The following is a 20497-nucleotide window of genomic DNA, read 5'->3' as shown; positions in this document are numbered from 1 at the left end:
CTCCATGTTAAATAATTTACTGAAAAAGTTTTTTGGTAGCCGTAATGATCGGCTTGTCAAGCAATATATGCAAACTGTGCGCAAAATTAATGAGTTTGAGTCAGCTATTGCAGTGTTAACGGATGTTGCGTTGCAAGAAAAAACAAATGAATTCAGAAATAGGTTGGCGAATGGCGAAACACTGGATCAATTGATGATGGAAGTATTTGCAGTGGTGCGTGAAACCAGCAAACGCGTATTGGGTATGCGTCATTTTGATGTGCAGTTGATCGGTGGCATGGTACTGCATGAAGGCAAGATAGCTGAGATGCGTACGGGTGAAGGGAAAACGCTGATGGCAACGTTACCAACCTACCTGAATGCTTTGTCTGGCAAGGGTGTGCATATTGTGACGGTCAATGATTATCTTGCCAGACGTGATGCGGAATGGATGGGGCAGATCTATCGTTTTCTGGGACTGACTGTTGGCGTGGTGGTGTCACAAATGCCGCAGGAAACCAAACAGGCGGCCTATGCGGCGGATATCACCTATGGTACGAATAATGAATATGGCTTTGATTATCTGCGTGACAACATGGTTGGGCATGTTATCGAGCGAGTGCAGCGACCCCTTAATTTCGCCATTGTTGATGAAGTGGATTCGATTCTGATTGATGAGGCGCGCACACCCTTGATTATTTCCGGTATGGCGGAAGGTGATACCGAGATTTATACCAAGATCAACAAGCTTATCCCAAAGCTGGTTAAACAGGACAATGAGAAAAGTGTGGGTGATTTCAGTGTGGATGAAAAAACTCAGCAGGTACTGATAAGCGAGACAGGATTCGAACATGCTGAGGCATTGCTAAGCGAAGTCGGATTATTGTCTGCAGGAACCAGTTTGTATGATCCAGCAAATATCAATCTGATACACCATCTCAATGCAGCGTTGCGTGCGCATAATCTGTATAACCGTGATCAGCATTATGTGGTTCAGGATAATGAAGTCATTATTGTGGATGAATTTACCGGTCGGCTTATGCCGGGGCGGCGTTGGTCGGAGGGATTGCACCAGGCGGTAGAGGCAAAAGAGAATGTCGCCATCCAGAAAGAAAACCAGACGCTAGCCTCCATCACTTTCCAGAATTATTTCCGTATGTACGAGAAACTTGCTGGCATGACCGGAACGGCGGATACGGAAGCATTTGAATTTCAGCAGATCTACGGACTCGAAACCGTGGTGATTCCAACACATCGTTCGATGGTTCGAGAAGATCGCATGGATCAGGTTTTTCGTACTACCAAGGAAAAATATCAGGCTATCCTGGCAGATATCAAGGATTGTTATGAGCGCGGACAGCCGGTCCTCGTCGGTACGACCTCTATCGAAAATAATGAACTGTTGTCAGGTTTGCTGAAGCAGGAAAAACTGCCGCATCAGATACTGAATGCCAAACAGCACGCCCGCGAAGCGGATATCATCGCTCAGGCGGGCCAGTCCAAAATGGTTACGATTGCGACTAATATGGCTGGACGTGGTACCGATATTGTATTGGGAGGGAATCCCGAACCTGATGTTCATCGTATTCAGGCTGATACTGCACTGGATAATACAACCAAAACTGAGCGCATCAAGGCTATACAGGATGACTGGCAAATCCGCCATGACGAAGTGATCAAGCTGGGTGGATTGCATATTATTGGAACAGAACGACACGAGTCTCGTCGTATTGATAACCAGTTGCGAGGACGTTCGGGTCGGCAGGGCGATCCTGGTTCCAGTCGTTTCTACCTGTCACTGGAAGATTCGCTGCTGCGTATTTTTTCCTCGGATCGCGTCGCCAGCATCATGACCAAACTTAACATGCCGGAAGGGGAGGCAATCGAGCATCCCTGGGTGACTCGTGCAATTGAAAATGCGCAGCGCAAGGTTGAAGCGCGTAATTTTGATATTCGCAAACAATTGCTGGAGTACGATGACGTTGCTAATGATCAGCGGAAGGTGATTTACCAGCAGCGTAGTGAATTACTGGAAGCGGACCAGAATATTTCCGATACCATCAGCGCTATTCGGGAGAATGTCATCGACGGAATGGTCAGCCTGTATATGCCACCACAGAGCATCGAGGAACAGTGGGATATCGCCGGGCTGGAGAAAGTGCTGCTGGCTGAATTTAATCTCCATTTGCCTGTTCAGCAATGGCTGGACGAAGACCAGGATTTGCATGAAGAGAATTTACGGCAACGCATTATTGAAACGGTCAATACTTTCTATACGAATAAAGTGGTACAGGCAGGCACGACCTTAATGCAGCAATATGAACGAATGGTGATGCTGCACACACTTGATAGCCACTGGCGTGAGCATCTGGGAGCGCTGGATCATTTGCGGCAGAGTATTCATTTGCGCGGCTATGCACAAAAAAATCCCAAGCAGGAATATAAACGGGAGGCTTTCGAATTATTTACCGGAATGCTGGAATCCGTTAAAGCGGAAGTGACCAGAATTTTACTGACCGTGCAGATCAGGAACGAACAACAAGTGGATGCTGTTGCTGATGCACCTGTTCCAGGGGGCATGCAGTACCACCATGCTAACTATGAAGATGTGGTGGGTGATGGTGTGCCATCAGCAAAAAATCAGGACGACACCGAGAGCAAGGTACAGCCTTATATTCGCGGGAATGACAAGGTTGGACGCAATGATCCTTGTCCGTGTGGTTCAGGAAAAAAATACAAACAATGCCATGGCAAGCTTGAGTAATACTGAAAGCAGACTCGTCTGATAAGAAGCCATGAAGAAATAAGTCTGACAATTGGATGCGTCTGGCGGGATGTAAAGCGAGAGGAGGAGCCATAGCCCGGCTATGGTGACGACGAACAACGCCGCAATGTGCCCGCCAGAGGTGATTCAGGTGTTATTTTATGAGCGACCTCTAAAGCTCTAAACACCATTAATACCATTCGAATCGCTCAAATCAACTTTCCGTGCCACGAATCAATAATACGGGTATTGACGAACTTCTGGCCACGCCTTCCGCTACACTACCCAGCAGCAGGCGAGTGAATCCCGAATGACCATGTGAGCCGATTACGATCAGGTCAGCCTGCCAGCGCTCAGCTTCCGCAATAATTGCTTGTGCAATTTTCTGATTGCCAGCCGAGATTGATTGCGTTTGCGCTGTCAAGCCCGCTTGCTGAAATAATGCGGTAGCTTCGGTCAGTATTTTTTCACCAGCGAGTTGCACAGTTTTCTGCAATTCTTCGTAGTTGATGTAGTCTTCATCCACCAGATAGGCAATATCAGTGTAGATATGAACGAGTGTAACCTGCGCATGAGTAAGTTTTGTCAATGCGATGGCTTGCTGCAGAGCAAGTTTCGCCGTCGGACTGCCGTCAACTGGTACCAGAATTTTTTGAAACATGTGATCTCCTAAAAATAGTCATTGATAAATTTGCGATTATTTGCCGCGCATGAACATTTTATCAAGTTCTGCCTGGCTGATCTCAAACCAGGTGGGTCGTCCATGATTGCATTGATCGGCGCGATCGGTTTGCTCCATTTTCCGCAGTAACGCATTCATTTCAGTTAGAGTTAGCTGGCGATTGGCACGTACAGCACCATGGCATGCTATTTTGGCCAGTAACTCATTGTATTGCGCAGTTAGCAGCAGTTTGGGATTGCCTTCCCTGATCTCCTGCAGCACGTCCCGTGTCAGTTTCTCAATATTGGCATCCTGTAACATGGCGGGAACCGCGCGGATTACCAGCGAGGTGGCGGATAGCCATGCTATTTCAAAACCCAGATCCTGCAAAAGCGGCTGATTTTCTTCAGCAGTTGCCATGTCGAGGCTGTCAGTATGAAATGTTACGGGTATTAATAAACGTTGTACTGCTGGTTTGCGTTGATCCAGCGAGGTTTTTAGCTGTTCGTAAACGATACGCTCGTGTGCGGCATGCATATCTACCAGGACCAATCCTTTCGTATTTTGCGCCAGCAGGTAAATACCATGAAGCTGACCGATAGCAAAGCCAAGAGGTGGAGCGGTTTCCCCATGTTCGGATGAATGGTTGCCACGCACGTCAACTGTTTCAGTTTGGTTGCCATACAGAATTTCATAGAATGGCGCGGGTGACTGCGCAATCGTTCTAATCGGCAGGCTTTGTTGCTGGTAATGGCTGCTTCCTTTAAAGCCATGTTGAGTCAGCCGGTCATCTGTAGCCTGCTGTTGTTCGCCGGTCTGGTCAGGTGGGTTCGGGCTGAGTGGCTTGGGCATCATGAGCGTAGCCGCATCTGAACCACGCCGAGATGCCAGTGCCTTGCTGACAGCGTGATAAATAAATTGATGAATCGCGCGGCTTTCATGGAAGCGGACTTCTATTTTGGTTGGATGCACATTGACATCGATCTGCCCAGGTTCAATATCCAGATACAGCACAAAAGCGGCGTGGCGATCGTGATGCAGTATGTCCCGGTAGCCTTCGCGCAAGGCATGTGTTATCAGCTTGTCGCGGATGAAGCGACCATTGACAAAAAAGTACTGCGTATCACTCGTTGCACGGGAATAAGCTGGTAACGCCAACATGCCACATAATCCGACGCCAGCGGAGAGTTCATCAAAGCGGATGGCAGCTTGTGTGAATTCTTCACCCAATATGACCAAAATGCGTGAATGGATTTCTGCTGCTGGATAGTGATGACGCAGTTTTCCATTTCGCTTCAGACTGAAGGTCACGCCGGGATGTGACAGTGCGATCCGCTGAAAAATGGCTTCACAATGCGCGAATTCAGTTGATTCGGTTTTGAGAAATTTGCGGCGGGCAGGTAAATTGAAAAAAAGATCGCTTACCTCAACAGTGGTACCAACGGCATGGGCAGATGGCTCAATTGGTAACAAGCGTGTTCCTTCCGCCCTGATTTGCCAGGCATGTTCACCGGTCAAGTGGCGGCTGACGAGCAACAGATTGGATACCGAGGCAATGCTGGCCAGTCCCTCACCACGAAAACCCAGGCTGGTAATGTTCTGCAGATCTTCCTGGCTGTCAATCTTGCTGGTGGCATGCCGCATCAATGCCAGGGGTAACTCTTCTGCAGCAATTCCTGTGCCGTTATCGGTAATTCGTATCTGTTTAAACCCACCTTGATGGATTTCTACAGAAACTTCGGTGGCGCCAGCGTCAATGGAGTTTTCCATCAGCTCTTTCAGAACAGAAGCCGGACGCTCAACCACTTCTCCAGCTGCGATTTGATTGATCAGGCCATCGGGGAGTAGTTTAATGGTGCGCATAAAAATTCGCTCTACAGAATATATTCATGTTCATTCTAATTACGCTAACTTAATTCCTATTTATTAATTACAAAATGGATGCCAAGTTATGATACGCTTTAATCGGACTGTGGGATTCATGGGCGGGCGTGCTGCAGCAGATAGTGAAACCGTTAATTGGGCAATCCTTGGAAAGAATACAAGTAAAACTAAATTTTGGAAGCTGTCTTTTAGAAGAGTGCTTCAGCGTAACTTATAAAACAATATGACTCAAGACGAACAAAAGCAGGCAGCCGCGCAGGCTGCGATTCAGTATGTACCCAAAGGTAGCTTTGTTGGTGTGGGAACGGGTTCCACCGCAAATCATTTTATTGATGCACTTGCTACGATCAAGCACCAAATTGAAGGTGCAGTGGCAAGTTCGCAAGCAACCGCTGATCGGTTGAAGAGGCACGGAATTGAGGTGGTTGATCTCAATTCCGTTGATAATCTTCCGGTTTATGTGGATGGCGCTGATGAAATTACCCGTCATCTGCATATGATTAAAGGTGGTGGCGGGGCGTTGACCCGCGAGAAAATTGTGGCCGCGGTAGCACGAAAATTTATCTGTATTACCGATCAGAGTAAGCTGGTCGATGTATTAGGAAATTTTCCGTTACCAGTCGAAGTTATCCCCATGGCGCGCAGTTATGTGGCGCGTGAAATTGCGCTGCTCGGCGGGCAGCCGGCACTACGTGTTGGCTTTACAACCGACAATGGTAATTTGATTCTCGATATCTATAATTTGAATATAGTGAATGCGGTTGAACTTGAAACCACTTTGAATCAGATTGCCGGTGTTGTCACTAATGGTTTATTCGCCAGAAGAGGTGCGGATTTATTATTATTGGGAACACCACAAGGCGTTGAAACCATAAAGTTATAATATTCTTTTCTGAAAAATGGTTCGTTTAGAACCATGAATTTTCAGAAATTTAAATTAAATAGATGCTGTGTGATCCCTCATGAATACAAAGCCTTTCAATTGAGGGGTCGCTGCAATCAGTTTGTCATTTTTTTCACCTACCATTGATATTTTAGATTTTCCAAGGCTATTCACATGATCACAAAAGAGCATATTTCCAAAAAATTTGATGCCGATCTTGAAGAAGTCCGCACCAGTGTCCTGCAAATGGGGGGGTTTGTTGTACAACAAGTAGAACAGGCGGTTGAGGCATTATCCACTGGCGATGAGCAGGCTATTGAGCAGATCGTTGAAAACGACCACCGGGTCAATGCCATGCAGGTGAAAATTGATGAGCTGAGTTGCCAGATTATTGCCCGCCGTCAGCCAACGGCTGGTGATCTGCGTATGATCATGACTGTTATCAATACCATCACTGATCTGGAGAGAATTGGTGATGAGGCGGCTAAAATCGCCCGAATGGCCAAAATGATCTACGATACGGATCGCCTGCAAGTGCCCCGTTTTATTGAAATCAAACACATCGCCAACCTTACGATTGACATGGTGAATAAGGCACTTGATGCGTTTGCTCGTCTGGATCCCAGCGTATCAGCTAAGATTGTGCGTCAGGATGATGAGGTGGACGAAGAATTTCGCTCGATTATTCGGCAGTTAATTACCTTTATGATGGAAGATCCTCGCAAAATTTCGACTGCCATTGAAATTTTGTTTGTTGCCAAGGCGATAGAGCGGATAGGAGATCACGCAAAAAATATGTCTGAATACGTGGTCTATATGGTCAAAGGTAAAGATGTGCGGCATACCTCTGCCGATGAGATCGAGCGTGAGGTCAATGGGTAATGTCCCCGATCCCAAAATTACAAAAATACCCAGCCATCTGATCCATGCATGAATACTCAACCCTGGCGGCAGTTGACCTGGGATCCAACAGTTTCCATCTGCAGGTGGCAAGAGTTGTAGACAAACAGCTCTACCCGCTGGACGACCTTAAAGAGATGGTGCAACTTGCGGCAGGTCTGTCCGAGGATAAACTGCTGCATGAAGATTCCCAGCTGCGGGCATTGGCATGTCTGGAGAGGTTTGGTGAAAGATTGCGTGGTCTATCGCAACATGCAGTACGTGTCGTAGGTACAAATTCTTTGCGTGTCGCCAGAAACGCCGCAGATTTTCTGGAAAAAGCGGAACAGGCCATTGGATTTCCAATTGAGGTAATTGCTGGGCATGAAGAAGCCAGGCTTATCTACTTGGGTGTGGCGCATAGCCTCCCTGCTTCAGATAAAAATCGACTGGTTATAGACATCGGCGGGGGATCAACCGAATTAATCATTGGTAACCGCTTTGAATCCAGTAAGCTTGAGAGCCTTTATATGGGGTGTATCAATTATAGCCAGCGATTTTTCCCGGATGGAAAAATAGGTAAGGGTGGCATGAAGCGCGCAGAGCTTGCTGCCAGAACGGAAATTCAGGCAATTTCTACGGATTTTTCCTCAGAGCACTGGCAGGAAGCATACGGAGCATCTGGAACCGCACGCGCGCTAGCACGCATACTCGGTGTAAACCAGTTTAATGACGGTGACGAATCAGAGGTTATCACGTCGGCAGGGCTGGACAGATTACGTGATCATCTCCTTAAAGCTGGAGACAGCCGCAATTTGGGATTGGCTGGTTTGCAATCCGATCGTGAAAAAGTCATTGTTGGTGGTTTTGCCATCATGGCTGCTGTTTTTACTGAATTGAAGATTACGCGCATGGCCGTCACTTCTGGCGCCTTGCGTGAAGGTGTTTTATGCGATTTGCTGGGACGATTTCATCAGGAAGATATACGCGAGGTTTCTGTGCAGCAATTCGTGCGCCGCTATCGCATTGATTCAAAACAAGCAAACCGGATTGAATCACTTGCTGTTATGCTGGGAGAGCAGCTGCTGGTAGATTTTCCGGATGAAGAGGTGGTTGAGAATGCCTTGAAGATACTTTCATGGGCAGCGCGTTTACATGAAATTGGGATCTGCGTGGCGCATACCAGCTTTCACAAGCATTCAGCCTATATTCTGAATAATGCCGATATTCCTGGTTTTTCCAGAATGGAGCAGTCGCAGTTGAGTCAGTTGGCGCTGGCAGTGCAGGGTTCACTTACCAAAGTCAGGGAATTTATTGGTAATCCGATCAATTTGACGCGTGTAGTCGCACTGCGCCTTGCGGCAATTTTCTATCACAGCCGTACCGGCATTGAATTACCAGGTATGAAAATAGTTATAGAGGGTAGAAAATGCAGGCTGCTTATTCCGCAGAAATGGCTGGAATCTTATCCGTTAACGGATACGTTACTAGTCGCTGAAAGTGAGGCATGGGCTAAAGTCAATATTGATTTTAATGTGGAAAATTACTCCAGCCAGCACGCCCCCTGATTGCATCACGGTTTGGAGTGAATATTAATAACTGACTTCTCTTTTGACTGAGAACCGGTAACCGGTCCCCCTCACAGTTTGAATGAGATATTCCTTCTCCGCTGCTTCTAGTGCCTTGCGTAACCGGCGTATGTGGACATCAATGGTACGGTCTTCTACAAAAACATGGTCTCCCCATACCCTATCCAGCAATTGGGCGCGGGAGTGGACCCTTTCGGAGTGCGCCATCAGATAATGCAGCAAGCGAAATTCGGTTGGGCCAAGTATGATTTCTTGCGGATAGATGCCTTCTGGCATATCCGAGATTGTTACTCTATGGGTGGTCGGGTCGAGCCGCAACCCGCTGATATCAATTACTTCATCAGATATTTCTGGAATACGTCGGCGTAAAACCGCTTTGATACGGGCATTTAATTCACGCGGTGAGAAAGGTTTGGTAATGTAGTCATCCGCACCTACTTCCAGTCCGGAAATTTTGTCGGTTTCATCCACGCGGGCTGTCAACATGATGATGGGGATCGGTTTTGTACGCGTTCCGCTGCGCAGCAACCGAACAAAATCGATGCCACTCATGCTGGGTAACATCCAGTCTACCAGTATCAGATCAGGCAAGACCTCATTGACCATTGCAATGGCCTGTTCTGCTGTTTCAGCGCTTAGCGAAACATAGCCAGCATTTCTCAGGTTATAGGAAATCAACTCCTGAATAGCAGGTTCATCTTCAACCACCAGAACTGTCGCGGACATTTGGCACCTCGTTTATACGTTAAATTATTTAAATCATATAAAGAAAATCTTGCAGATTTATGACAGACTGACCATGCTGTCATGATACGGATGCCTGTGAGTAAATGGATTTCAGGTTAATCAGGTATTAATCCTGTTTTTTGCTGGATTCCTTGTATTCAACCAGGGTTTGCATGGATTGCAGCAGGGTGGCGAGTGTGGGCCAGATATTTTCCATAATTTTTTCCTGAGCGCGTTCATTGGGATGAATACCATCCGCGAGGAAAAATTCACGATGTTCGCCAAATCCCTCTAGCATGAATGGAACGAACTGTAGTTGATGATGTTGTGCGAGGCGGGGAAAAATATCACGAAACTTTCGAGTGTAACTTATGCCATAATTGGGCGGCAATTGTATTCCAACCAGTAATGGCGCGGCATTGTGCTGTTTGCAGGTTAGCACGATTGTTTCCAGATTATCATATATAGACTGAATCGACTTGCCTTGCAGGCCATCGTTGCCACCAAGTGCGATTACGACAATGACGGGTTGGTGCATGGCAAGCGCCTGTTCGATACGTTTGCGCCCACCCAGAGTAATTTCTCCACTGATGCTGAGATTGATTACTTCGTAACTGGATGACTGAGCTTGCAAACGCTGCCGGAGCAAGTCCACCCAACCGGAATGCGATGGTAAACCATAACCAACGGATAAGCTGTCTCCGAGTATCATGATTTTGGTGCCAGTTGCAGACCAGGCAGTATGAGAACCTAAGGTAACAAATAACCAACCTACGATGAGTAAAAATTTTTTCATGGCAAAAAATCTGTCGATCGAACCGTCCATACAAATAAAAGATCAGCCTATCATACAAGCGCAGGAACTGACGAGAGAGATAGAAACTGGCGAAACCAGATTGACAATCCTGAAGGAAGTTAGTTTGCAAGTGAATGCAGGTGAGTCCATCGCCGTGGTTGGTGCATCCGGTTCGGGAAAATCTACCTTGCTGGGTTTACTGGCCGGATTGGATGAACCAACCATGGGAACCGTTTTTATTGATGGGCAGGATATATTCAAGCTTGATGAGGATGAAAGGGCTGTGCTGCGTGGCAGATTATTGGGATTCATGTTCCAGTCGTTTCAGCTGCTGCCGGCATTGACCGCGCTGGAAAATGTCATGCTGCCGTTGGAATTGGCTGGTGCGAATCAAGCGCGTGATGCCGCCCTCAATTGGCTGATGCGGGTTGGGCTGGAGAAACGGGCAAAGCATTATCCCAGGCAATTATCGGGAGGGGAGCAGCAGCGTGTCGCCATCGCGCGGGCGTTCGTTACCCAGCCGAAACTGTTGTTTGCTGATGAGCCAACCGGTAATCTGGATGCGGCGACAGGATTGCAAATTATTGATCTCATGTTTGAACTTAATCGTGAACAAGGGACTACGCTGGTATTGGTCACGCATGATGAGAAACTGACTGAACGTTGCGCGCGGATGGTGAAACTGGCGGCAGGCAGAACTGTTAACTAATAAGAAGGATGCTCGAATGAATTTGTTACGACTCTCCTTGCGAATGTTGTTACGTGACTGGCGTGCAGGGGAATTGCGAATTCTTGTTCTGGCTCTGATCATTGCCGTAAGCGGTATAACTACAGTCGGTTTTTTTGCCGATCGGGTGCAGCGTGCTCTGGTACGTGAGAGTAGTCAATTGTTGGGTGGCGATCTGCTGGTCAATTCCAGTCAGGTACTACCTGCCGAATATGAGCAGCAGGCTAGACGTTTTCGCCTGCAAACGGTTGCATTGACCCGGTTTCCGAGCATGGTCAGTTATGCAGACAATAATCTGTTATGCGCCATCAAGGCGGTCACGCCGGGATATCCATTGCGCGGAAAACTCCAGCTGGCTGCGCTCTCAGAAGATGGCGAACCTTCCCGGTCTCCTGAGCGTGTTGCCCAGGGTATCCCCGCTCCTGGAACCGTTTGGATCGATGAAAAAATAATGGTGGGACTGGATGTCAAACTGGGTGATAAGCTTGAAATTGGCATGATTGAGCTGACCGTTACGGAACTGGTTGCGAACGAACCTGATCATTCAGTGGGGTTCATTAACATGAATCCTCGGTTGCTGATCAATGCACAGGATCTTGCCGCCAGCGAGCTCATTCAGACGGGAAGTCGTGTCAGTTACCAGTTGCTAGTCGCAGGAGAAATGGCCGATGTCGCCGCTTATCGAAGCTGGCTCGAGCCACAGCTTGCACCAGGAGAAAGCGTTGAAGGCATCCAGGATGCGCGTCCAGAGATTCGTGCGGCGCTGGATCGGGCTGGGAAATTTCTGGGGCTGGCTGCACTCGCGAGTGTGGTCGTTGCTGCTGTGGCGGTTGCCCTGGCGACACGTCGCTTTATTCAACGGCATCTCGACGGCTGCGCGGTGATGCGCTGTCTGGGTGCAACCCAGTCGGTGCTGCTGCGATTGTACCTTTATCATTTTCTCATGCTGGGAACACTCGCCAGTTTATTAGGTTGCACATTAGGGATAGTTGCGCAGGAATTTTTGTCTCGCTGGCTTGCCGAGCTGGCGGGCACCGTGTTGCCGCTCCCGGGAAGTTTGCCGGCAGTGCAAGGTATGTTGACCGGCATGGCGCTGTTATTGGGTTTTTCTTTACCACCGCTGCTGAATTTGCGACAAGTGCCCGCGTTACGTGTCATTCGGCGAGACATGGATAGCGTGAATCTGCATGGTTTCGCCGGGTATGTGTTTGGGTTAATTATGCTGTCCATACTTTTTATCTGGAAAGCGGGTGATGTCAAACTTGGTTTGTTGATTATGCTGGGATTTCTGCTGGCAATTGTGGTATTTGCCACGATTGGCTGGGTAATCATCCGTTTGATGTTATTGATGCGTGCGCAGGGATCGGGTGCGTGGCATTACGGTCTTGCTAACGTCAAGCGGCGCACGCTGGCAACTTTGGTGCAGGCAGTCGCGCTTGGATTGGGAATGATGGCGCTCATGACCCTCACGTTGATTCGCACGGATCTGCTGCAGGATTGGCAAACCCGCCTGCCCCCCGATACCCCCAATCGTTTCCTGATCAATATTCAGCCCGATCAACAACCCGCACTGGTTACTTTTTTTGAACAGCACGAGATTGCGCAGCCGGAGATGTTTCCGATGGTGCGTGGTCGCTTGATCCGAATCAATGATGAAACCGTGCGCTCTGAGGATTATGATCACAATCCTCATGCCAAGCAGTTCATCATGCGTGAATTCAATCTGTCGTGGATGGATACCCTGCAACAGGATAACGAAATCGTTGCCGGGCAGTGGTGGCAGTCTGAAGAAGCCAATATCAACGAATTGTCAATGGAAGCAGATTTTGCTAAAACCATCGGCGTAAAGTTGGGTGATCAGATGACATTTCATATTGCAGGTGAAGATTTTACAGCGACCATCACCAGTTTGCGCAAAATTGACTGGGATACGTTCCATGTCAATTTTTTTGCAGTCTTGCGTCCGGGCTCACTCGATAATTATCCAGCCACGTATGTCACGAGCTTTTATCTGCCATCGTCCCAGATTGGTGTCATGCCATATCTGGTACGCACTTTCCCCAATATTTTGATAATCGATGTCGCCAGTATGATCGAACGGGTGCAAACCATGATCGCTCAGGTGGCCCGTGCAGTTGAATTTGTATTTATGTTCACCTTGCTGGCCGGGTTTATCGTGTTGTACGCCGCAATTGCGGCTACTCAGGATGAACGCAGATATGAAGCAGCCATCTTTCGTACACTGGGTGCCAGAAAACGCCAGCTTGCCCGTGCCTGGTTCGTTGAATTCGCAATTCTCGGGGGGCTGGCGGGTATTTTTGCAGCGGCAGGTTCCGGCGTGCTCGGCTATATCATCAGTGAACGCACGCTACATTTATCCTATACGCCCAACCCCTGGCTTTGGCTAACCGGTATTCTGATTGGCGTAATCAGCGTAACGGCGGCCGGATTGATTGGCACGCGCTCGACGTTGTCGCAGCCACCTCTACTAACCCTGCGCAAGGCCGGATAATTGAGCACGGCTGGTGAGCATGAGACTTGATCGCTATTGGTACATTAACTGTTGCACTTGGTTCTTGAATCCGCCATCTGCGATGCATTGAATGCAATCTATATTCGCATGGACGCTCAGGAAGCCGAACGCTGGCATTAGGATAAACGGGTAGGGAGTGTTGAACAAGAAATCGTGACTGTGTTTTTAACAGAAAACGAAGATACGCGAGCCTGGTGGAATCGGCGTGCGTAAAACCGATACTCGCTTTGATTTATCCGCTGGGTTTACACCATCACCACCACCAAATACAGCATGTGCGGCCATAAAGTACCTTCCGAGGAAACAGTGCAGCTTCCCGTTTTTGATTCGAAGGATTATTCGGGCTGACCGAAGACAATATGTTGTAACCAGATCAGGCGCGGCGGATAGTTTCAGCACCTCTTCCGCGTTGAGTCCAGTGAAAGTTCCGTCTATGTGTGCAGTTCGGTGGATCTGCACCAACCGTGCCGATCCACGGATTAAAGCGCTTATCATCAAAAAACCTGATCAGGGCATCAGTCTATAATACCTTTCGACTCAAGAAATTCGGTTGGGATATCCGCATTTTTGCGACCTGCTATTGCAAAATAATACAACGGCTCTCCATCTATTGAGAGTCTGTGTCGGTATCGTTCGATGTGATAAACATCGAGATACTCAGAAAATATCAACTCTCGAATCATTTTTGAAAATCCTGATTTATCATTCGTATCGAAAAATGTTTCTTTTATATTAAATGCCAGCCATCCTTTTGTTTTGACTATATTCAGAGCTTCTATAAATGCTTTTACAGGGATATCCCCAAAACCCAATGCGGCAACCGTTACCATGCAATCACACTGCCATGATGCAATATCCTCTTTTTTTTCCGTGCTCAATTGAGTGAGATCTTCAACATAATACGCATCATATAAACCGGGTCTATCACGAACCATGGCCTCATATGCTTCCGGAAGTATATCTATACCGACCAAGCGTGATACTCCATATTTTTTTAATGCTTCTCCCATCATGCCATTCCCGGCGCCAAAATCCAGCACACGTAATTTAGATAAATTACCTCCAGATTGCTTTAAAGATGCCTCAAGTATGGTTGATACTTTTTCTGGTGATGTACATTTCAGGCGATCATAAAATATCTGCTCATACAGACCGTGTATCTGATATATCTTGTCGTAGTCGTGGAATCTGATTTTGCGCTGACCATCTTCTTCCTCAAGATAGAAGTAAACCTCGTCCTGGTTAAGTTTGGATGATTCGTTTTTTGGAAATTGTATTCTATGTCTTTTTAGCATGATTCTCTTGTTGTGCTCGGCTGTATGGGTCTGGCCATAAAGATGCCTTAAAAATAACGCAATAAATATCAACATACTGTAAAAATAATGAATCTGATACAGTATGTTGCGCGACATCAACCTGATCTTCCTTTTTAAGATAGCACAAGAAAAAACTATTCGGCTGAATAAAAGGACGAGAAATATTTTTGATCGTATTGATTTCAAGGAAAAGAATTTGTCGTGGTGGGGCGATTTGTCACTGCCTTGCCTGGTGGCAAGGCAAGTACCATTTTGCATGTATGTTAAAATGGCGGTTTCCTGGGCTATGTACTTCATTCGATATCATTCTTTAACCATGATGCAGATAAACTTCAATACCTTGAATTTACAGTTGATAATGATTTTCAAAAAATATTTTTTTACAGTGCCTTGTCGTATAAAAAAATATATGACAGTAGGTTTGCTTTTTGGAGCGAGTATTGCGAGCAGCCCCGTATTTTCAGAGGATGCTGGAACCGATAGTCGATATAGCTGGCAAGCTGTTCCTCCTGTTACCCCCATGCCGAGGGTTGGAATTTTTGTCAAACCGCCTGTCGGTCCAGGCTATTATTCGTTACTCGACTGGTTTAAAGGAAATCACCGTGAGAAACCGCCTGTTTCCCCCTACCCGCCTTTCGCATTATTGCCAACTTCAGCTTTTGACGTAGATTTTCGCTATCTGGAAAAATCCGAATACGAAAGAGATTTATTCGATCCCGTTAAACGGATGCATCTGGGTAATGACTGGTTGTTGTCCTTTGGTGGCAGCTTCTGGTATCGCTACATGCATGAAACTGACAGCCGTATCAATGCTGCTGGTACCGACAATAATCATCATTTGGTACGTACCCGCCTACATGCTGATCTTTGGTATCGTAATCAATTCAGATTATTTGCCGAGATGATCGATGCGCGCGCTTTTGGTCTTGATCTTCCAGCACAGCCAATTGATAGAAACCACACCGACATACTCAATCTGTTTGCCGATATTAAATTAGGCGATCGGGAAGGTGAGACGGCCTATCTGCGTGTTGGGCGACAGGAATTGCTTTATGGCTCGCAACGTTTGATTTCGACCCTTGACTGGGCAAATACTCGTCGTACCTTCCAAGGTGTTAAAGCATTCTGGCATACGCCTGCATTCAATCTTGATACATTCTGGGTACGGCCGATGCGTACCGAGCCCCATCAATTTGACAACTGGGACAAAGACCGTAATTTCGTGGGTTTGTGGGGAAGTTACAAGGGAATTCAGGACCAGACAATTGACCTTTATTATCTCAGTCTGATTGATAACAGATCGGTTTCGGCAGCTAATATTCAGCAGGGTAATACCTTGCAGGGAAACTCGGTACTACATACGATTGGTACCCGTTGGATTGGCAACTTGCAAAGATTGGCTTATGAACTGGAAGGTATGTATCAGTTTGGCAATCGCTCCGGTCAGGATATCTCGGCATTCGCGATTGCATCGGGAGTCGGGTACCATTTGCCATTGCCCATGAACCCTCAGTTCTGGTTACGCTATGACTTCGCCTCAGGCGACAATAATCCACGGAATGGGCAGAGTAATACGTTCAATCAGCTCTTTCCATTTGGACATTACTACATGGGATATATGGATCGTATCGGCAGACAGAACATCCATGATTTTAATGCCCAGTTCACGATGCATCCCCAGCCCTGGTTTACATTTATTGGGCAATATCATCGTTTTTACCTCGCCAATAAACGGGATTATCTTTATAACGCTGCGGGTGCTCCCACACTGCGTGATATTAATGGGCAATCAGGTAGTCATATTGGCGATGAAATTGATTTTCGAGTAAATTTCCACTTGAGTCGTCATCATGATTTATTGCTGGGTTATTCCAAACTCTTTACGGGCAATTTTGTCAAAAACCAGCGCCCAGGAGTATCTCCCGAACTCTTCTATGTGCAATATAACTTTCGTTTCTAGTGTGAATCTATCCTGTTTATTTTTTTAAGGAAAATAAGTGTTAAATAAAATTGCTGTTTTGTTGGTCATGTTTGCTCTCGGTATTGTGAGTACGATTACTGTTCAGGCGGAATCACCGCCAACAGTTGCCGTCTTGCCTGCGAATGAGGGCGTTGTTGTTTCGTCAATTGATACGACCGGATATACCTATATTGAATTATCCAATAATGGCAAATCCTTCTGGATCGCAGCTCCATCAACTAAAGTAAAAAATGGTGATCATCTGCGTTTTGTGGAAAGCATGTCCATGCATAATTTCACCAGCAAGACACTGAATCGGACTTTTGATAGGTTGATTTTTGTGACTTCTACCCAGGTTAAGGTCAATCCTTAAACTCAGGGTGGGCAGATTAGCCGGAATATCAGTCTTTTCTGACTCTTCTTCCCCTTTTTTTAGTTAATGCCGGCATGCTGCCGGTATTAACGATTTCTTCGCCAGGTAAGGTTGTGGTGCCGATGAACAGTTTGTTTCTAAGCTGTCTGATTTCGTCGCGTATATGTGCTGCTTGCTCAAATTCAAGGTTCTTCGCTGCAACCAACATATTTTTTTCAAGTAGTTGAATTTCCTTCGCCAGCTGTGATTCATCCATACTGGAATAACGCGCTTCAGTTTGAGCAATCTGAAGATTCTGCGACGTGTTTTCTGGGGCATAAATGCCATCAATCATATCTTTTATCTGTTTGTTTACACTACGAGGAACGATATGATGCTGCTGGTTAAATAATATCTGTTTGGTGCGGCGTCTTTCGATTTCATCCATCGCGTTGCGCATGGAGCTGGTTATTCTGTCAGCATACAGAATCGCGGTTCCATTGATGTGGCGTGCCGCACGTCCCATGGTCTGAATCAGGGAGCGTGTTGAGCGCAAAAATCCTTCCTTATCCGCGTCAAGTATCCCAACCAGCGAAACTTCCGGTATATCCAGTCCCTCCCTCAGTAGATTGATTCCGACTAACGCATCAAATTTCCCCAAGCGTAGATCGCGAATAATCTCGACTCGCTCTACCGTGTCGATATCGGAATGTAAATAGCGAACGCGAATACCATGTTCCGAAAAATAATCGGTCAGATCTTCCGCCATACGTTTGGTCAATGTGGTTACCAGTACCCGCTCATTCTTGGCGGCGCGAATGGTTACCTCGGACATCAAATCATCGACTTGTGAAGTAATAGGACGAACCATGATGATGGGATCAACCAGACCGGTTGGCCGTGCGACCTGTTCGACAATCTGCCCGCTATGCGTCATTTCATAATCAGCTGGAGTTGCCGAGACAAAGATCGTCTGCGGCATGAGCCGCTCAAACTCGTCAAATTTCAGTGGACGATTATCCAGGGCGGAGGGCAGTCTGAATCCATATTCCACCAGATTCTCCTTTCTGGAACGATCCCCTTTGTACATGCCCCCAATTTGCGGGACAGTCACATGGCTTTCATCGATAATCATCAGCGCATTTTGGGGGAGATAGTCGATCAGGGTTGGTGGAGGATCCCCTGCTTGTCGGCCAGATAAATGGCGTGAATAATTTTCGATACCTTTACAGAAACCCAATTCATTCATCATCTCCAGATCAAAACGGGTGCGTTGCTCGATACGCTGTGCCTCTACCAGTTTGTGATGTGCATAGAGCCAGTTTTTTCGTTGTTCCAATTCAGTTTTGATGGTCTCGATCGCGCGTAGGGTCGTACTGCGTGGCGTAACATAGTGGCTCGATGGAAAAACGGTATAGCGGGATACTTTTCGTAAAATATGACCGGTGAGAGGGTCAAACAGCGCTATGCTCTCGACTTCGTCATCAAATAATGAAATGCGCAGCGCAGTTTCTGCGTTTTCTGCCGGAAAAATATCGATTATATCCCCGCGTACCCGGAAGGTCCCACGGCTGAATTCAAATTCATTACGCTGATACTGCATTTCAGTAAGGCGTGTGATAACTTCCCGCTGGGTAGCCTGTTCATGTTCACGTACATGCAGGATCATGCCGTGATAATCGACCGGATCACCAATCCCGTATATGCAGGAGACAGACGCAATAATGATGGCGTCGTCTCTTTCCAGCAGCGATTTCGTTGCCGATAGCCGCATTTGTTCGATATGCTCGTTAATGCTTGAATCCTTCTCGATGAACAGATCGCGCGAGGGCACATAGGCTTCTGGTTGGTAATAATCGTAATAGGAAACGAAATATTCCACTGCATTTTCTGGGAAAAACTCGCGCATTTCTGCATAGAGCTGAGCAGCTAAAGTTTTATTTGGCGCCATGATAATGGCAGGACGTCCCAGTTGCGCCAACATGTTAGCAATGGTGAAGGTTTTGCCAGAACCGGTCACGCCCAGTAAAGTTTGAAATGACAAGCCTGACTGTACTCCATCTATCAGTTGGCGGATGGCTTCGGGTTGATCTCCCGCAGGCTGGAATGCCTGATTGAGCTTGAAAGGGCTGCCGGGAAAGGTAATAATCACAGTATAATTTTCCGGTTATCGGTCATTTAATTTTAATACGCGACAATCGCACATATTTGGAGCCCATTCGTGAAACTCTCGCAACGTGTTCAAGCCATCAAGCCTTCTGCTACGTTAATGGTGACCGCCCAGGCAGCTAAACTTAAAGCGGAGGGTAAGGATATTATTGGGCTGGGAGCGGGTGAACCCGATTTTGATACACCTCAGCATATCAAAGAAAGTGCGATTGCTGCAATTCAACGTGGCTTTACCAAGTATACCGCTGTGGGAGGAACTCCTTCGCTCAAGCAAGCGGTTATCAATAAGTTTAAGCGGGAAAACAATCTGGACTACACCGCCAGGGAAATACTGGTTTCCAGTGGTGGTAAGCAGAGTTTTTTCAATCTGGTATTGGCAACGATAGACTCCGGAGATGAAGTGATCATTCCGGCGCCTTATTGGGTTTCCTACCCGGATATTGTACTGATTGCGGAAGGTAAGCCGGTATTTATTCCTGCCGGTATCGAGGATAATTTCAAGATAACGCCTGCACAACTTGCCGCCGCAATTACGCCGCGTACCCGTATGTTCGTGATTAACAGTCCCAGCAATCCTTCAGGGAGTGTTTACGGCCTGACTGAATTGAAGGCGCTGGGAGAAGTGCTGCGCCAATACCCCGACATTCTGATTGCAACCGATGATATGTATGAGCATATCCTGCTCAGTGGCGATAAATTTGTCAATATTCTCGATGCCTGCCCTGACCTGAAGGAGCGCACGGTGGTGCTGAATGGTGTATCCAAGGCCTACGCCATGACTGGCTGGCGAATTGGCTATTGTGGCGGGCCCATTGACGTTATTACCGCTATGGAGAACATACAATCGCAAAGTACCTCCAACCCTAATTCCATTGCGCAGGTTGCGGCTGAAACGGCATTGAACGGTAATCAGTCCTGTATCATTCCAATGATCACGGCTTTCAAAGAGCGTAATGAGTTTCTTACCGATAGTCTGAATGCTATCCACGGTCTTCGCTGCCTGCTTTCCAAGGGTGCGTTTTATGCATTTGTTGACGCACGCATGGCAATCAACCGATTGTATGCGCAACAGCTGATAACAGAGGCAAATGATGTTGCATTCAGCGCCTATCTGCTTGAGAAATCAGGAGTCGCAGTTGTTCCAGGCTCTGCTTTTGGTTCTGAGGGTTATATTCGTCTGTCATTTGCTACGTCTATGGAAAATTTACAGGCGGCAGTTAAACGGATGGAGGATTTGCTGAATTGATTATCCCTGAAGCCGATTTGCTTTACGCATGCA

At 47.1% G+C, this 20497-nt stretch carries 15 protein-coding genes; 9 read left to right on the top strand and 6 right to left on the bottom strand.

All coding sequences use genetic code 11. From position 1 onward, the window contains the following. The first annotated feature begins 4 nt into the window (after positions 1-4). Complete coding sequence (secA, locus tag IPG31_03915) at positions 5-2743, top strand: preprotein translocase subunit SecA (GenBank protein MBK6617535.1); 2739 nt, start codon at positions 5-7, stop codon at positions 2741-2743. A 214-nt stretch (positions 2744-2957) separates the two neighbouring features. Here the strand turns inward: secA and IPG31_03910 are convergent, their stop codons facing one another. Further along, entirely contained in the window at positions 2958-3404 is a 447-nt protein-coding gene (locus tag IPG31_03910) for a universal stress protein (GenBank protein ID MBK6617534.1), read from the bottom strand. A 36-nt stretch (positions 3405-3440) separates the two neighbouring features. Beyond that, the gene (gene mutL / locus IPG31_03905) at positions 3441-5267 is read right to left on the bottom strand and encodes a DNA mismatch repair endonuclease MutL (GenBank protein ID MBK6617533.1); all 1827 of its coding nucleotides are present in this window, start codon (positions 5265-5267) and stop codon (positions 3441-3443) included. Between the two features lie 244 nt (positions 5268-5511). Here mutL and rpiA point away from each other — a divergent pair, with 244 nt between their 5' ends. The 3 genes from rpiA (at position 5512) to ppx (ending at position 8618) form a co-directional block, all read left to right on the top strand. Further along, the gene (gene rpiA / locus IPG31_03900) at positions 5512-6171 is read left to right on the top strand and encodes a ribose-5-phosphate isomerase RpiA (GenBank protein ID MBK6617532.1); all 660 of its coding nucleotides are present in this window, start codon (positions 5512-5514) and stop codon (positions 6169-6171) included. A 174-nt stretch (positions 6172-6345) separates the two neighbouring features. Continuing rightward, entirely contained in the window at positions 6346-7053 is a 708-nt protein-coding gene (phoU, locus tag IPG31_03895) for a phosphate signaling complex protein PhoU (GenBank protein ID MBK6617531.1), read from the top strand. Between the two features lie 44 nt (positions 7054-7097). Next, positions 7098-8618 (top strand): exopolyphosphatase, encoded by a 1521-nt coding sequence (ppx, locus tag IPG31_03890; GenBank protein ID MBK6617530.1) that lies wholly within the window; start codon positions 7098-7100, stop codon positions 8616-8618. 24 nt (positions 8619-8642) lie between these two features. On the opposite strand, the gene phoB is transcribed toward ppx, so the two are convergent. After that, positions 8643-9365, bottom strand: coding sequence for a phosphate regulon transcriptional regulator PhoB (gene phoB / locus IPG31_03885; protein ID MBK6617529.1), 723 nt, complete (start codon positions 9363-9365; stop codon positions 8643-8645). A gap of 127 nt (positions 9366-9492) precedes the next feature. Beyond that, on the bottom strand, positions 9493-10161 hold the full coding sequence (locus IPG31_03880) for an arylesterase (GenBank protein ID MBK6617528.1): 669 nt from the start codon (positions 10159-10161) through the stop codon (positions 9493-9495). Between IPG31_03880 and IPG31_03875 the strand changes: the two genes are divergently transcribed. Together IPG31_03875 and IPG31_03870 are read left to right on the top strand one after the other, a co-directional pair. After that, a complete protein-coding gene (locus IPG31_03875; GenBank protein MBK6617527.1) occupies positions 10142-10870 on the top strand; it encodes an ABC transporter ATP-binding protein in 729 nt (242 codons plus the stop codon). The genes IPG31_03880 and IPG31_03875 overlap by 20 nt on opposite strands. Before the next feature lie 16 nt (positions 10871-10886). Then, complete coding sequence (locus IPG31_03870; GenBank protein ID MBK6617526.1) at positions 10887-13400, top strand: ABC transporter permease; 2514 nt, start codon at positions 10887-10889, stop codon at positions 13398-13400. Positions 13401-13936: 536 nt separating this feature from the next. Here the strand turns inward: IPG31_03870 and IPG31_03865 are convergent. Continuing rightward, on the bottom strand, positions 13937-14716 hold the full coding sequence (locus IPG31_03865) for a methyltransferase domain-containing protein (GenBank protein MBK6617525.1): 780 nt from the start codon (positions 14714-14716) through the stop codon (positions 13937-13939). Positions 14717-15053: 337 nt separating this feature from the next. Between IPG31_03865 and IPG31_03860 the strand changes: the two genes are divergently transcribed. Next, positions 15054-16697 (top strand): alginate export family protein, encoded by a 1644-nt coding sequence (locus IPG31_03860; protein MBK6617524.1) that lies wholly within the window; start codon positions 15054-15056, stop codon positions 16695-16697. A gap of 67 nt (positions 16698-16764) precedes the next feature. Continuing rightward, positions 16765-17070, top strand: coding sequence for an NrfJ (locus IPG31_03855; protein MBK6617523.1), 306 nt, complete (start codon positions 16765-16767; stop codon positions 17068-17070). A 28-nt stretch (positions 17071-17098) separates the two neighbouring features. Here the strand turns inward: IPG31_03855 and uvrB are convergent, their stop codons facing one another. Further along, entirely contained in the window at positions 17099-19201 is a 2103-nt protein-coding gene (gene uvrB / locus IPG31_03850; GenBank protein ID MBK6617522.1) for an excinuclease ABC subunit UvrB, read from the bottom strand. A 69-nt stretch (positions 19202-19270) separates the two neighbouring features. Here uvrB and IPG31_03845 point away from each other — a divergent pair, with 69 nt between their 5' ends. After that, entirely contained in the window at positions 19271-20464 is a 1194-nt protein-coding gene (locus tag IPG31_03845; GenBank protein MBK6617521.1) for a pyridoxal phosphate-dependent aminotransferase, read from the top strand. Positions 20465-20497 lie beyond the last annotated feature (33 nt).

Source organism: Nitrosomonas sp. (genome assembly GCA_016703745.1).
GTDB lineage: Bacteria > Pseudomonadota > Gammaproteobacteria > Burkholderiales > Nitrosomonadaceae > Nitrosomonas.
Note: the sequence above shows the minus strand (reverse complement) of the source record. Positions and strands in the feature narration are given on the sequence as shown.

Coding starts and splice junctions, on each gene's coding strand:
- secA (MBK6617535.1), top strand. CDS start 5: ATGTTAAATAATTTACTGAAAAAGTTTTTTGGTAGCCGTAATGATCGG.
- IPG31_03910 (MBK6617534.1), bottom strand. CDS start 3,404: ATGTTTCAAAAAATTCTGGTACCAGTTGACGGCAGTCCGACGGCGAAA.
- mutL (MBK6617533.1), bottom strand. CDS start 5,267: ATGCGCACCATTAAACTACTCCCCGATGGCCTGATCAATCAAATCGCA.
- rpiA (MBK6617532.1), top strand. CDS start 5,512: ATGACTCAAGACGAACAAAAGCAGGCAGCCGCGCAGGCTGCGATTCAG.
- phoU (MBK6617531.1), top strand. CDS start 6,346: ATGATCACAAAAGAGCATATTTCCAAAAAATTTGATGCCGATCTTGAA.
- ppx (MBK6617530.1), top strand. CDS start 7,098: ATGCATGAATACTCAACCCTGGCGGCAGTTGACCTGGGATCCAACAGT.
- phoB (MBK6617529.1), bottom strand. CDS start 9,365: ATGTCCGCGACAGTTCTGGTGGTTGAAGATGAACCTGCTATTCAGGAG.
- IPG31_03875 (MBK6617527.1), top strand. CDS start 10,142: ATGAGTAAAAATTTTTTCATGGCAAAAAATCTGTCGATCGAACCGTCC.
- IPG31_03880 (MBK6617528.1), bottom strand. CDS start 10,161: ATGAAAAAATTTTTACTCATCGTAGGTTGGTTATTTGTTACCTTAGGT.
- IPG31_03870 (MBK6617526.1), top strand. CDS start 10,887: ATGAATTTGTTACGACTCTCCTTGCGAATGTTGTTACGTGACTGGCGT.
- IPG31_03865 (MBK6617525.1), bottom strand. CDS start 14,716: ATGCTAAAAAGACATAGAATACAATTTCCAAAAAACGAATCATCCAAA.
- IPG31_03860 (MBK6617524.1), top strand. CDS start 15,054: ATGATGCAGATAAACTTCAATACCTTGAATTTACAGTTGATAATGATT.
- IPG31_03855 (MBK6617523.1), top strand. CDS start 16,765: ATGTTTGCTCTCGGTATTGTGAGTACGATTACTGTTCAGGCGGAATCA.